Here is a 12,660-nt window from a genome sequence, read left to right on the forward strand (position 1 = left end):
CTCAGGGAATCGCGTGTCCGGCGGCGCGCAGCAGTCGCGCCAGGGCGATCAACGGCAGGCCGATCAGTGCGCTGGGGTCGTCCGTCTCGATGCGCTCGAACAGACTGATGCCGAGTGCCTCGCACTTGAAGCTGCCGGCACAGTCCAGCGGCTGTTCGCGTTCGACATAACGGGCAATCTCGCCGTCATCGAGGGCACGGAAGACGGCCCGGGTAAGGTCGACGTGGGTGCGCCTGGCGCCGGTGCGCGCATCCAGCAGGCACAGTGCCGTGTGGAAATGCACCGCGTGGCCGCTGCTGGCGCGCAGTTGCTGACGCGCGCGCTCCGCTGTGCCGGGCTTGTCCAGCACGTGGCCGCCGAGTTCGGCCACCTGGTCCGAGCCGATCACCAGCGCCTGCGGGTGGGTCTGCGCCACCGCCTCGGCCTTGGCGATCGCCAGCCGCAGCGCTCGTCCGGCCGGTGCCTCGTCGGGCAGTGCCGCCTCGTCGACGCCCGGCGCGGCCTGGGTGAAGTCCGCCAGCAGACGGCGCAGCAGCTCTGCGCGATAGCGCGAGGTCGAGCCGAGCACGATCGGCACCGTCATGCGCCGGGACCGCGATGGATGTGGTCGCGCATGGCGTTGTCCAGATCGTGCTGGGCCTGGTTGAGTGCCGTCAGCAGCGGCTTCAGGCGGTCACGCGTGTCGCGCATCGACTGCGCCGTGGCATCGAGTTCCTGCTGGCTGGCCCAGGCGGAGCAGTCGCGAATCCACAGGCGCTGCTGCAGCAGGGCGCGCAGGCCGGCGTCGATCGCCTGGCGCGCATCCTTCTCGCTGGCCTGTGGCGTGTCCGGATTGACTGACATCACCGCGTGCGCCTGCTGCAGGCCGGTGCGGCAGGTCTTCAGATCCCCCTCCAGCCGGTCGGCCAGATCCAGTAGGGTCTGCAGGCTGGCGTTGCGTCGCCATTCGCGCTTGCGCTGGTTGAGGATCACGGCGACCAGCACGACCAGCAGCCCGAACAGGGCCGCGCCGCCGGCTATCATCATCTGGGGAGTCACAGGGCTGGATTCGCCGGAAATCGTCGGACAGCCAGTCTGCCGCAAGCGGGGCGGCGCAGGCAAAGTGCGCCTGTGGGATGCTCAGGAGTGCGCGTCGCCGCTCCGTGGTTGACTTGAGGCGTGAGCAAACCCATAATTTCGCGATTATGTCCGTGACACTGCCAGAGTCCGTGGACGCTTGGCGCATGGTCTCGGCGCGGCGTTCCTTCGTCGGAACGCTTCCTGTGGCCTCGATGCCCCGCCTGTGCGGGATGCTGGCAGGCAGCGACGGGGAGATCGGGTTCGAGCTGGAGTTCGGTCGCGACGAGCTGGGCATGGCGTATCTCGATGTACGTGCCGATGCGCCGCTGAGCGTGACCTGCCAGCGTTCGCTGGAGCCGTTCGTGCTGCCGGTATCGGTGCGCAATCGGCTCGGCCTGATCCGGTCGGAGCGCGAGGAGTCGGGGCTGTCGCCCGACTGCGAGCCGCTGCTGGTGGAGGACGACGGCAAGCTGGTGCTGGCCGATGTCATCGAGGACGAACTGTTGTTGGCGCTGCCGCTGGTCCCGGTCAATCCGGACAGCCAGCTGCCCGAAGAAGTGACAAGCCCGCCGGCGGACGAGAGTGCCGACGAGGGACGTACCGATAACCCGTTCGCGGTGTTGCGCGAACTCAAGAAATAACCCGCTCGAAACAAGCGATTACGTTGGAGATCCGCCATGGCCGTTGCCAAGAGCCGCAAGACCCCGTCCACCCGCGGCATGCGTCGTTCGCACGACAAGCTGAAGACCGTGCAGCTGTCGACCGACCCGACCAGCGGTGAGGTGCACCTGCGCCACCACGTGACCGCCGACGGTTACTACCGCGGCAAGAAGGTCATCGAGACCGCCGTGGCGGCCGTCGAAGAGGATTGATCGGTCCCTTGCGGGATTCCGTTGGCAAAGCGGCGCGGTAACGCGCCGCTTTGCTTTTGTGCACAGGCGAACGTACTTTGTCGGTTCCGGTGCGGCCTTCTCCACCTCTGGCGTGGAAGCGGCGGACGCCCCGAGCGACCGTGCGAATGGATAGTTGAATGACCCCGATCTTTTCCCGCATCACCGGCACCGGCAGCGCATTGCCGGATCGCGTCCTCACCAATGCCGACCTCGAGAAGATCGTCGACACCAGCGACGAGTGGATCCAGTCGCGCACCGGCATCCGCGAGCGGCACGTGGTCGCCGAGGGCGAAACCACCGCCGATCTCGCCGTGACCGCAGCGCAGCGTGCGCTGGAGGCGGCCGGCGTCAAGGCGTCCGAGCTGGACCTGATCGTGCTGGGCACGACCACGCCGGACATCATCTTTCCGTCCACCGCCTGCCTGGTGCAGCACCGCATCGGCGCCAACGGCTGCGCCGCATTCGATGTGAACGCGGCCTGCTCGGGCTTCATGTACGCGCTGGGCATTGCCGACAAGTTCATCAAGTGCGGGCAGTCGAAGAAAGTGCTGGTGATCGGCGCCGAAACGCTCACGCGCATGGTCGACTGGACCGAGCGCGAGACCTGCGTGCTGTTCGGCGATGGCGCTGGTGCGGTGGTGCTGGAAGCGTCGAGCGAGCCGGGCATCTATGCCACCTGCCTGCACGCGGACGGTGGCCACAAGGATCTGCTGTACAACCCGGTCGGCGTGTCCGCCGGCTTCACCGATGAGCCGAATCATGGCGTGCGCATCCGCATGTCCGGTCGCGAAGTGTTCAAGGTGGCGGTGAAAACGCTGGACTCGCTGGTCGACGAGACGCTGCAGGCCGCCGGCATGCAGGAGTCGGATATCGACTGGCTGATTCCGCACCAGGCCAACCTGCGCATCATCGAGGCCACGGCCAAGCGGCTGAAGATGTCGATGGAACGGGTGGTGGTCACGGTCGACAAGCACGCCAACACCTCTTCGGGCTCGGTGCCGCTGGCGCTGGACTACGCGGTGCGCTCGGGCAAGGTGCAGCGCGGACAGACCCTGCTGCTGGAAGCCTTCGGCGGCGGATTCACCTGGGCGTCGGCGCTGCTGCGCTACTGATCGATCTTGTTGTGCACCACGCCGGATGCCGCCCCTCGGGGCGGCATCTGCGTTCTATGGCACGAAACTTCGCGATACGGCTGCGTACGTCATCGATTGCTGGCACCATGCCGGTTTTACCACGCCGGGTTTTGCCTTCATGACTGCACCTGTTTCCTCGCTGGCCTTCGTCTTTCCCGGTCAGGGCTCCCAGTCCGTCGGCATGCTGGCCGAGCTGGCCGAGTTGCACCCGGAGGTGAAGGCCGCGTTCGATGAAGCGTCGGACGGTGCGGGCGTCGACCTGTGGGCGCTCAGCCAGCAGGGTCCGGAGCAGCAGCTCAACCGCACCGAATACACCCAGCCGGCACTGCTGGCCGCCAGCGTGGCGGTGTGGCGCCTGTGGCGCGCGCAGGGCGGCGCGGTGCCGGCCCAGTTGGCGGGCCACAGCCTGGGCGAGTACAGCGCGCTGGTCGCCGCCGAGGCGATCGCGCTGCGTGACGCTGCGCACCTGGTGCGCATCCGTGGCCAGGCGATGCAGGAGGCGGCGCCGGAAGGTTCGGGCGCGATGGCCGCCGTGCTTGGCGCGGAGGATGCGGTGGTCGAGGAGGCCTGTCGCGACGCTTCCGGCGTGCACGTGGTGGTCGCGGCCAACTTCAATTCACCGGGCCAGGTGGTGATCGGCGGCCATGCCGATGCGGTGGACAAGGCGCTGGCGCTGCTGGCCGAGCGCGGCGTGCGCAAGGCGGTGAAGCTGCCGGTGAGCGTGCCCTCGCACACGCCGCTGATGCGCGAGGCCGCCAACCGGCTGGCCGAGGCGATGACCGCGTATGCCTGGCACGTGCCGAAGATTCCCGTGGTGCAGAACGTGGACGCTCGCGTCCACGACGGCGTCGAGTCGATCCGCGAGGCGCTGGTCAGCCAGCTCTACCTGCCGGTGCGCTGGACCGGTTGCGTGCAGGCGCTGGTCGCCGGTGGCGCCACCCGCATCGCCGAGTGCGGTCCGGGCAAAGTGCTGGCCGGACTGGTCAAGCGCATCGACAAGTCCATCGAGGCGCGCTCGCTCGGTACGCCGGGCGACTTCGAGGCCGCCCGCACCGAGTGGGTCTGAGAATTTACCGATTTCGAACTGCAGGGATTTGTGCATGAACGACGTACTCAAGGGTGAGGTCGCGCTGGTCACCGGTGCGAGCCGCGGCATCGGCGCGGCGATTGCCGACGAACTGGCCGCGATGGGCGCCACCGTGATCGGCACCGCGACCAGCGACAGCGGCGCGACCGCGATCGGCGAGCGGCTGGCGCCGCGCGGCGGCCATGGACGCAAGCTCGATGTCACCGACGGCGCCGCCGTCGACGGATTGATCGACGGCATCACCAAGGAATTCGGTGCCGTCTCCATCCTCGTCAACAATGCCGGCATCACCCGCGACCAGCTGCTGATGCGCATGAAGGACGAGGACTGGCAGGCCATCCTCGACACCAATCTCACCTCGGTCTATCGCACCTCCAAGGCGGTGATGCGCGGCATGATGAAGGCGCGCAAGGGCCGCATCATCTCGATCGCCTCGGTGGTCGGCGTCACCGGCAACCCGGGCCAGTCCAACTACGCTGCGGCCAAGGCCGGCATCATCGCGTTCTCCAAGTCTCTGGCGCGCGAGATCGGCAGCCGCGGCATCACGGTGAACGTGGTGGCGCCGGGCTTCATCGATACCGACATGACGCGCGCGCTCAGCGAGGAACAGCGCAGCGGCCTGCTCGGCCAGATCGCGCTGGGCCACCTGGGTGAGGCGAGCGACATCGCCAAGGCGGTGGGCTTCCTGGCGTCGCCGGCGGCGGCCTACATCACCGGCGAGACGCTGCACGTCAATGGCGGCATGTACATGCCGTGATCACGGCGGCGCATGGCGCCGCCCCGTATTGGGTCCCTTGTCGCCACCAGACCCGTTTTAGGCGACAATGCCCCCTTCGCGCCGGCCCCGAGGCCTGCGTGGCTCCACCGTCAGCGGTACGTGGCACGCCCTCCGGGCACGCGACCCGCAGGCTTATGCCGGAACCCGCCGGCGCAGCATGAAAATTTTCTCCTTGGGAGGTTTGGCAACATGAGCACCATCGAAGAACGCGTCAAGAAAATCGTCATCGAGCAGCTGGGCGTGAAGGAAGATGAAGTCACGGCGAACGCTTCGTTCGTGGACGATCTGGGCGCAGATTCGCTGGACACGGTCGAGCTGGTGATGGCTCTGGAAGAAGAGTTCGAGACCGAGATCCCGGACGAGGAAGCCGAGAAGATCACCACCGTGCAGCAGGCCGTCGATTACATCAAGGCCCACTCCAAGGAGTGATCGCGTCGCGGCATGCAGGTGCCCTCGGGTGCCTGTTCCGCCGCGAACCGATAGCGAGAGCTGCGCCATCTTGGCGCAGTTTTCGTTTCTGCAATCTGCAACGTCCGATCCCGTATGGTGTGCGCCCGGCGCACGTGGGTTTCGCGGCGCGTCCTTCGTCCGGATCTTCCGCAGCGACGGGCAACAAATCGCATCACCAAGGAACTCAAGAGCATGAGCAAGCGACGCGTGGTAGTCACTGGCATGGGCATCATCTCGCCGGTGGGCAACGACATTGCCAGCGCCTGGAAAAACGTCCTGGAGGGCAACAGCGGCATCGGCCCGGTCACGGCGTTCGATGCCAGCGCCTACGCGACCCGCATTGCCGGCGAGGTCGGCGATTTCGATCCCGTCGCCGCCTATTTCCAGGGCACCGATGTGCCTGCGGATGAGCAGCGTTCGATCGGCAAGGACTTCAAGCGGATGGATCCGTTCATCCACTACGGCATCGTTGCCGGCACGCATGCATTCCGCCAGTCCGGCATCGTGGTGACGGATGAGAACGCCGGTCGCATCGGCATTGCTGCCGGCGCCGGCATCGGCGGCCTGCACACGATCGAGTCGACCACGCTCGAGCTGGCCGAGAAGGGCCCGCGCAAGGTCTCGCCGTTCTACGTGCCCAGCTCGATCATCAACATGGTCGCGGGCAATCTTTCGATCTACCACGGCCTGAAGGGGCCGAACATCGCGCTGGTCTCCGCCTGCACCACGGCTGCGCACAACATCGGCATGGCGATGCGCCTGATCCAGTACGGCGATGCCGATGCCATGCTGGCGGGCGGCGCCGAGTTCGCCACCACGCCCACGGCAATGGCGGGTTTCTGCTCGGCCAAGGCGATGTCCACACGCAATGACGATCCGAAGCATGCCAGCCGTCCGTGGGATGTCGGCCGCGACGGCTTCCTGCTCTCCAACGGCGCCGGAATGCTGATGCTGGAAGAGTACGAGTTCGCCAAGGCGCGTGGCGCCAACATTCTTGCCGAGATCATCGGCTTCGGCATGAGTGGCGACGCGTACCACATCACGGCGCCGAGCGGCGACGGCGCGGAACTGGCCATGCGCAACGCGCTGCGCGATGCCGGCCTGAAGCCGGAAGAGGTTCAGTACGTCAACGCGCACGGCACCTCCACGCCGGTGGGTGACCTCGGCGAGGCCAGGGCCATCCGCAATGTGTTCGGCGAGCACGCCACGAAGAAGGGTCAATTCGCAGTCAGCTCCACCAAGTCGGTCACCGGTCACCTGCTCGGTGCCGCCGGCGGCGTGGAGGCGATCTTCTCGATCATGGCGCTGCGCGATGGCGTGATGCCGCCGACCATGAACCTGAATGAGGTCGATCCGGAAGTCGCCGCTCTCGGGATGGATCTGGTCGCTAACCGGGCCGAGCAGGCCAGGCTCGACGTGGCCATCTCCAACTCGTTCGGTTTCGGTGGCACCAACGGCACGCTCGCCTTCCGTCGCCTCTGAGCGGCGGATGGACGGCCATCGCCGCATCCTTGGCGGCCGGCGCGACCTGCTCGCGCCGGCCGCTGCATTTGCGCAGCGCTATCCAGGCTTGCTGCAGAGCGTGGTGCACGGCACGCCGCAGTCGCGCTACGACATCCTTTTCATGGCCGGCCACGAGTCGCTGGCCGTGCATGGCGACGGCGTGGTGCGCGACCAGGACGGGCGTGTGCACGAGGGTCGCTTCCTCGACGTGCTGGACGCGCAGTGGCTCGCCGTGCGCACCGCGCGTGACGAGACCGGTACGCTGCCATTCCACGGCGGCTGGCTGCTGTTCCTGAGCTACGAGCTGGTCGGCCAGATCGAGCCGCGCCTGCGGCTGCGAGCGCCCGATCCGCTGCCGCTGGCATGCGCGCTGCGCTGTCCAGCGGCGGCCATCGTCGACCATGCTGCCGGCCATACCGTGCTGGTGGCCGAACCGGGCTGCGAACATCTGCTCGATCAGCTGGAGGCGGATCTGGCCCGGGTCGACACGCTGCCGCCGCTCGCTGTCCCTACCGCGCTGCTGGAAGACCCGCCCGAGCGCTTTCTGGACGGCGTGGAACGCATCCATGAGCACCTGCGCGCGGGCGACATTTTCCAGGTCAACCTGTCGCGCGCGTGGCGCGCCGAGTTTGCCGAGGCTCCGCCGCCGGTCGCGCTGTATGACGCGCTGCGCTGCGCCAATCCGGCGCCGTTCGCCGGATTGCTGCAGCAGTCGGGCTGGGCCGTCGCCAGCTCCTCGCCGGAGCGGCTGGTGGAATCGCGTGGCGGCATGGCGCAGACGCGTCCGATCGCCGGCACCCGTCCGCGCGTGGCCGGCGATGACGAGCTGGCGCGCATCCGCGAGCTGAGTGCGCACCCGAAGGAGCGCGCCGAACACGTCATGCTGATCGACCTGGAGCGCAACGACCTCGGCCGCGTCTGCGTACCCGGTACGGTGGAGGTCGACGAGCTGATGGTGGTGGAGAGCTATACCCACGTGCACCACATCGTGTCGAACGTGCGCGGTCGGCTGCGGCCCGAGGTGACGCCGGGCCAGCTGATCGCCGCCACCTTTCCCGGCGGCACCATCACCGGCTGCCCCAAGGTGCGCTGCATGGAGATCATCGCCGCGCTCGAAGATGCCCCGCGCGGTGCCTACACCGGTGCGCTCGGTTATCTCGACCGCAATGGCGACATGGACCTCAACATTCTCATCCGCACGCTGACCCAGATTGGCACCAGCGTCAGCCTGCGCGCGGGCGCCGGTATCGTGGCCGACTCGGTGGCGATGAACGAGCTCGACGAGACGCGCGCGAAGGCACGCGGCCTGTTGCGGGCGCTGGGCGTGGCCGGCTGATGGCCGTGCGCGAGCTGATCAACGGGCAAGCCGGCGCCACGCTGTCGTCGCGCGATCGTGGGCTGCTCTACGGCGACGGGCTGTTCGAGACGGTGCGCGTGGTCGGCGGCGTGGCTCCGCTGTGGCCGCACCACATGGCGCGACTGGCCGAGGGCTGCGCGCGCCTCGGCTTGCCGGCGCCTGATCCACGCCTTCTCGCTACCGAATTGCAGGCCGTCGCCAGCGGCATGGAGGCGGCGGTCGTGCGCATCACGGTAACGCGCGGTGAGGGCGCGCGCGGTTACGCGCCGCCCGCAATCCAGCAGCCGACGCGCATCGTGGCGGCCTTTCCCATGCCGCCGCTGGACGCACGCGCCGCGTCGGAAGGCATCCGCGTCCGGGTCTGCGCCCTGCGACTGGCGGAACAGCCGCGCCTGGCCGGTCTCAAGCATCTCAATCGGCTGGAGCAGGTGCTGGCGCGGGCCGAATGGAACGATCCGGCGATCGCCGAAGGCCTGCTGCTGGACGGGGCAGGCCGCGTGATCTGCGCCACGATGGCGAACGTCTTCGCGGTGATCGACGGCGCGCTGGTGACACCGGCGCTGGAGCGCTGCGGCGTGGCCGGCGTGGCGCGGGCCGAAGTGCTGGCGACGCAGGTTCGTGCGCAGGTGCGCGATCTGCGCCTGGACGAGCTGCTCGACGCGAGCGAGGTCTTCCTCACGTCGAGCGTCCGCGGCATCCTGCCGGTTCAGGCCGTCGGCGATAAGGTCTTCGCCCCAGGTCCGGTGACGCGCGCGCTTCAGCAGCATTGGCGCGACCTGGGTTTTCCGTTGGAGCAGGCATGAGTCGTGCGGGCATGAGTGGTGGTGGAATGTGGGGCGGTGCGCGCTGGCGCATGCTGGTGGTGATCGTTCTGCTGGCTGTCGCGGGCGGTGCCGGCTGGCTGTGGCACGATCTGGACCGCTTCAGTCGCACGCCACTGCAGGTGCAGGCGGCCGGCAGCTCGATCGACATTGCCAAGGGCAGCGGCTTCAAGCAGATCGTGGCGCAGCTGCGCGGGCAGGGGCTGAGCGATGCGCCGCCGCTGTACTGGCGCGCGCTGGCCGAGCGGATGCAGGTGGCCGGCAAGCTGCATGCCGGCGAGTACGCGCTGCCGCCCGGCATCACGCCGCGCGCGCTGCTCCAGGACATGGCCAGCGGCCGCGTGCTGCAGCACGACTTCACCATCGTCGACGGCTGGACCTTCGCCGAGCTGCGCGCCGCCCTCGACAAGGCCGGCAAGCTGCAGCACCTCACCACCGGCATGGACAACGCCGCACTGATGCAGAGGATCGGCGCGCCGGGCGAGGCGCCGGAAGGGCGCTTCCTGCCCGAAACCTATGCCTACGTGAAGGGCGACAGCGATCTGGACCTGCTCAGGCGCGCCCACGCCGCCATGCGCAGGACGCTCGATGCGCTGTGGCCCGGCCGCGACGGCGACCTGCCGCTGGCGACGCCGTACGATGCGTTGATCCTGGCCTCCATCGTGGAGAAGGAGACCGGTCGCGCCGACGAGCGCAAGCGCATCGCCGGCGTGTTCGTGCGCCGGCTGGAGAACCACATGCTGCTGCAGACCGATCCGAGCGTGATCTACGGCATGGGGGCGAGCTACGCGGGCAACATCCGGCGCAGCGACCTCACCACCGACACCCCCTACAACACCTACACCCGCGCCGGCCTGCCGCCCACGCCGATCGCCCTGCCGGGCAAGCCAGCGATCGAGGCGGCGCTGCACCCTGCACAGGGCAGCGAGCTCTACTTCGTGGCGCGCGGCGACGGCACGCACGTGTTCGCCAGCACGCTGGCCGAGCACAACCACAACGTCGCCTGCTACCAGCTCAAGCGGTGCCAGCGATGAGGCGAGGCATGTTCATCAGCCTCGAAGGCGGCGAAGGCGCAGGCAAGAGCACCCTGTTGGCCGGCCTGCGCGATCACCTGGTGGGGCAGGGCATCGACCTGCTGCAGACACGCGAGCCCGGCGGCACGCCGCTGGGCGAGTCGTTGCGGCAGATCCTGCTCGATCCGGCCATGCGTGGCATGAGCGCGGAGAGCGAGCTGCTGCTGATGTTCGCCTCGCGTGCGCAACTGGTGCGCGAACGCATCGCGCCGGCGCTGGATGCCGGGCAGTGGGTGCTTTGCGACCGCTTCGCCGACGCCAGCTATGCCTACCAGGGCGGTGGCCGCGGCCAGCCGATGGAGCGCATCGCGGCGCTGGAAGCCTGGGCGTGTGCGGGCGTCATCCCCGATCTCACCTTGCTGCTGGATCTCCCCGTCGCCGATGGCCGCGCGCGCGCGGCCGGGCGCGGCGATGCCGATCGTATCGAGGCGGAGGCGGATGCATTTTTCGAGCGCGTGCGCACCGTGTACCGGGCGCGGGCGCATGCCGAGCCGCAGCGTTTCCGCGTGATCGATGCCGGCGGCACGCCGGCGCAGGTGCTGGCGGCGGCGATCGCCGCACTGGCGCCGCTGCTGGAGCGCGCCGCATGAGCGGCATGCCCTGGCAGGATGAACACTGGGCGCGCCTGCAGGCGCGCCGCGCGCGTGGGGCGATGCCGCACGCGCTGCTGATCTGTGGCCCGGAAGGCCTGGGCAAGCGCGCCTTTGCCGAGCGCTTCGTGCGTGGACTGCTGTGCCTGCAGCCGGTCGATGGCGAGGCCTGCGGCCACTGCCGCAGCTGTGCGTTGCAGGCCGCGGGTACCCACCCAGATCGCGTCACGCTCACCTACGGCCTGCGCAAGGACGGCGTGCAGCGCAGCGAGATCGTGATCGACCAGATCCGCGAGCTGTCGGCGCGGTTGGCCATGTCCAGCCAGTTCGGTGGCTGGCAGATCGCCAGCATCGATCCGGCCGATGCACTCAACGGGGCCGCCGCCAATGCGCTGCTGAAGACGCTGGAGGAGCCGGCGGCGCAGACCATGCTGGTGCTGGTCGCCGACGCGCCGTGGCGGCTGCCGCAGACGATCCGCAGCCGCTGCCAGCGTGTCGAGTTCCACCTGCCGGCGGCCGAGCAGGCGCTGGCCTGGCTGGAATCGCAGGGCGTGACCGACGCGGCCGCAGCGCTGCAGGCGGCGGGCGGCAACCCCGGGCTGGCGCAGCGCTGGGCGCAGGAGGGCTCGCTCGATCGACGTCGCGAGGTGCGCAAGGATCTCGCCGCACTGGCCGCCGGTCGCGGCGAGGCGATGGATGTGGTGCGCCGCTGGCTGGACAGCGAACCCGCGCAGCGGGTCTGGTTCGCCGCGCAGGCGGTGGCCGAGGAAGCGAAAGCGAAACTTTCCGGCGCGGCCGGTCCGCTGGCCAGTGCCCTCGAGCCGGCGGCGCTGGCGGACTGGTACGCCAGCGCCAACCGTGCGCGCGAGTCGTTGCGCGGCCCGTTGCGCGGCGACCTGACACTGCTGGAGCTGCTGGCCCGCTGGCGCTGAGCGCCCGCACCGCCAGCCGGTTGGCCTCGCCCATGCTGCAGTCCCTTTCCGCGCAGACGCGTCTGCTGGTGGTGGCACCGCATCCCGACGACGAGACGCTGGCCACCGGCCTGCTGATCCAGCACGTGCTCGCCGCGGGTGGCGCGGTGCACGTGTTGCTGCTGAGCGATGGCGACAACAATCCGTGGCCGCAGCGCTGGCTGGAGCGGCGCGTGCGTATTGGCGCCGTCGATCGCACGCGCTGGGCCGCGCGACGGCGTCGCGAGCTCGGTGCGGCAATGCGAGTTCTCGGCCTGGAGGAGGACACGGCGACCGCACTGGGGTGGCCCGATCAAGGGCTTACGCGGCGCGTGCAGCAGGAGCTTCCCGCGTCGCTGACGACCCTGCGCGCGGTGCTCGATACCTTCAGTCCGACGTTGGTGGCGATGCCCGAGCTGCAGGATCGTCATCCCGACCATTCGGCGGCACACGTCCTGATGCGGCTGGCCATGCTGGGCCGGCACGTGGCTGCGACCACGTGGCTGTATCGGGTCCACGGTGCGCCGCTGGTCGAGGACGATGCCTTCGCCGTGCCGGTCGACGCCGAGATGCAGGCACGCAAGTGCGAGGCGCTGGCCTGCCACGCCAGCCAGCTTGCGTTGAGCGCCGGGCGGATGGCGCGCCTCGCCGCGCGCGCCGAGCGCTACCGACCGCTGGCCGCGGCGTGCGGCAGGCTGCCGCTGCCCTGGCACCCGTCACGCCCAGCGTGGCCGTACCTGACACTCACCATCGCGGATGCCGTGGGCGGCGGGGTGTGGCCATGGTCGCGCGCGCCGTGGGTGCGCTCGGGCGATGGCGACTACTGGCTGCCGCCCTCGCCAGCGCAGTCGGGCGAACCGCGATTCGCCAAACTGCAGGGGCGGCTGCCGTCGCCGTGGATCTTCGATCACTGGGGCTGGTGCGAACTGCCGCACTGAGCGGGCATGCGCGCTTTGCGCATGTCGA

15 protein-coding genes are annotated in these 12,660 nt (G+C 69.0%); 13 read left to right on the top strand and 2 right to left on the bottom strand.

Annotated features, from left to right (window positions below; all coding sequences use genetic code 11):
• Position 1: 1 nt before the first annotated feature.
• Positions 2-583, bottom strand: a complete 582-nt coding sequence (locus ISP17_RS11090) for a Maf family protein (protein ID WP_404633088.1) — start codon at positions 581-583, stop codon at positions 2-4.
• Positions 580-1,026 carry a hypothetical protein gene (locus ISP17_RS11095; protein WP_404633090.1) on the bottom strand — a complete coding sequence of 149 codons (447 nt, stop codon included), beginning with the start codon at positions 1,024-1,026 and terminating at the stop codon, positions 580-582. Before ISP17_RS11095 ends, ISP17_RS11090 begins: the two co-directional genes overlap by 4 nt.
• A gap of 158 nt (positions 1,027-1,184) precedes the next feature.
• On the opposite strand from ISP17_RS11095, the gene ISP17_RS11100 reads away from it, so the two are divergent.
• The 13 genes from ISP17_RS11100 to ISP17_RS11160 all read left to right on the top strand — a co-directional run bounded on the left by ISP17_RS11100 (position 1,185) and on the right by ISP17_RS11160 (position 12,632).
• Positions 1,185-1,700 (top strand): YceD family protein, encoded by a 516-nt coding sequence (locus ISP17_RS11100; RefSeq protein WP_404633092.1) that lies wholly within the window; start codon positions 1,185-1,187, stop codon positions 1,698-1,700.
• Positions 1,701-1,736: 36 nt separating this feature from the next.
• Positions 1,737-1,931 (top strand): 50S ribosomal protein L32, encoded by a 195-nt coding sequence (gene rpmF, locus ISP17_RS11105; protein ID WP_404633094.1) that lies wholly within the window; start codon positions 1,737-1,739, stop codon positions 1,929-1,931.
• 158 nt (positions 1,932-2,089) lie between these two features.
• Complete coding sequence (locus ISP17_RS11110; protein ID WP_404633096.1) at positions 2,090-3,064, top strand: beta-ketoacyl-ACP synthase III; 975 nt, start codon at positions 2,090-2,092, stop codon at positions 3,062-3,064.
• Between the two features lie 139 nt (positions 3,065-3,203).
• Positions 3,204-4,151, top strand: a complete 948-nt coding sequence (fabD, locus tag ISP17_RS11115) for an ACP S-malonyltransferase (protein WP_404633098.1) — start codon at positions 3,204-3,206, stop codon at positions 4,149-4,151.
• A 34-nt stretch (positions 4,152-4,185) separates the two neighbouring features.
• Complete coding sequence (gene fabG, locus ISP17_RS11120; RefSeq protein WP_404633100.1) at positions 4,186-4,929, top strand: 3-oxoacyl-ACP reductase FabG; 744 nt, start codon at positions 4,186-4,188, stop codon at positions 4,927-4,929.
• A gap of 210 nt (positions 4,930-5,139) precedes the next feature.
• Positions 5,140-5,379, top strand: coding sequence for an acyl carrier protein (gene acpP / locus ISP17_RS11125; protein ID WP_017462265.1), 240 nt, complete (start codon positions 5,140-5,142; stop codon positions 5,377-5,379).
• A gap of 213 nt (positions 5,380-5,592) precedes the next feature.
• Positions 5,593-6,882: a beta-ketoacyl-ACP synthase II gene (gene fabF / locus ISP17_RS11130; protein ID WP_404633103.1), complete on the top strand. Its 1,290-nt coding sequence runs from the start codon at positions 5,593-5,595 to the stop codon at positions 6,880-6,882.
• 7 nt (positions 6,883-6,889) lie between these two features.
• Positions 6,890-8,239, top strand: a complete 1,350-nt coding sequence (locus ISP17_RS11135; protein ID WP_404633105.1) for an aminodeoxychorismate synthase component I — start codon at positions 6,890-6,892, stop codon at positions 8,237-8,239.
• Entirely contained in the window at positions 8,239-9,063 is an 825-nt protein-coding gene (gene pabC, locus ISP17_RS11140) for an aminodeoxychorismate lyase (RefSeq protein WP_404633107.1), read from the top strand. Before ISP17_RS11135 ends, pabC begins: the two co-directional genes overlap by 1 nt.
• A complete protein-coding gene (gene mltG, locus ISP17_RS11145) occupies positions 9,060-10,115 on the top strand; it encodes an endolytic transglycosylase MltG (protein ID WP_404633109.1) in 1,056 nt (351 codons plus the stop codon). The genes pabC and mltG overlap by 4 nt, the downstream gene beginning before the upstream one ends.
• The gene (tmk, locus tag ISP17_RS11150) at positions 10,112-10,744 is read left to right on the top strand and encodes a dTMP kinase (RefSeq protein ID WP_404633111.1); all 633 of its coding nucleotides are present in this window, start codon (positions 10,112-10,114) and stop codon (positions 10,742-10,744) included. Before mltG ends, tmk begins: the two co-directional genes overlap by 4 nt.
• The gene (gene holB, locus ISP17_RS11155; protein WP_404633113.1) at positions 10,741-11,676 is read left to right on the top strand and encodes a DNA polymerase III subunit delta'; all 936 of its coding nucleotides are present in this window, start codon (positions 10,741-10,743) and stop codon (positions 11,674-11,676) included. The genes tmk and holB overlap by 4 nt, the downstream gene beginning before the upstream one ends.
• Before the next feature lie 32 nt (positions 11,677-11,708).
• On the top strand, positions 11,709-12,632 hold the full coding sequence (locus tag ISP17_RS11160) for a PIG-L deacetylase family protein (RefSeq protein WP_404633115.1): 924 nt from the start codon (positions 11,709-11,711) through the stop codon (positions 12,630-12,632).
• Positions 12,633-12,660: the final 28 nt, after the last annotated feature.

The organism is Dyella ginsengisoli (assembly GCF_044904665.1).
In the GTDB taxonomy this organism is placed as follows: domain Bacteria; phylum Pseudomonadota; class Gammaproteobacteria; order Xanthomonadales; family Rhodanobacteraceae; genus Dyella_A; species Dyella_A ginsengisoli.

Coding starts and splice junctions, on each gene's coding strand:
- ISP17_RS11095 (WP_404633090.1), bottom strand. CDS start 1,026: ATGATGATAGCCGGCGGCGCGGCCCTGTTCGGGCTGCTGGTCGTGCTG.
- ISP17_RS11135 (WP_404633105.1), top strand. CDS start 6,890: ATGGACGGCCATCGCCGCATCCTTGGCGGCCGGCGCGACCTGCTCGCG.
- fabF (WP_404633103.1), top strand. CDS start 5,593: ATGAGCAAGCGACGCGTGGTAGTCACTGGCATGGGCATCATCTCGCCG.
- holB (WP_404633113.1), top strand. CDS start 10,741: ATGAGCGGCATGCCCTGGCAGGATGAACACTGGGCGCGCCTGCAGGCG.
- fabG (WP_404633100.1), top strand. CDS start 4,186: ATGAACGACGTACTCAAGGGTGAGGTCGCGCTGGTCACCGGTGCGAGC.
- ISP17_RS11160 (WP_404633115.1), top strand. CDS start 11,709: ATGCTGCAGTCCCTTTCCGCGCAGACGCGTCTGCTGGTGGTGGCACCG.
- ISP17_RS11110 (WP_404633096.1), top strand. CDS start 2,090: ATGACCCCGATCTTTTCCCGCATCACCGGCACCGGCAGCGCATTGCCG.
- rpmF (WP_404633094.1), top strand. CDS start 1,737: ATGGCCGTTGCCAAGAGCCGCAAGACCCCGTCCACCCGCGGCATGCGT.
- tmk (WP_404633111.1), top strand. CDS start 10,112: ATGAGGCGAGGCATGTTCATCAGCCTCGAAGGCGGCGAAGGCGCAGGC.
- pabC (WP_404633107.1), top strand. CDS start 8,239: ATGGCCGTGCGCGAGCTGATCAACGGGCAAGCCGGCGCCACGCTGTCG.
- ISP17_RS11100 (WP_404633092.1), top strand. CDS start 1,185: ATGTCCGTGACACTGCCAGAGTCCGTGGACGCTTGGCGCATGGTCTCG.
- ISP17_RS11090 (WP_404633088.1), bottom strand. CDS start 583: ATGACGGTGCCGATCGTGCTCGGCTCGACCTCGCGCTATCGCGCAGAG.
- fabD (WP_404633098.1), top strand. CDS start 3,204: ATGACTGCACCTGTTTCCTCGCTGGCCTTCGTCTTTCCCGGTCAGGGC.
- mltG (WP_404633109.1), top strand. CDS start 9,060: ATGAGTCGTGCGGGCATGAGTGGTGGTGGAATGTGGGGCGGTGCGCGC.
- acpP (WP_017462265.1), top strand. CDS start 5,140: ATGAGCACCATCGAAGAACGCGTCAAGAAAATCGTCATCGAGCAGCTG.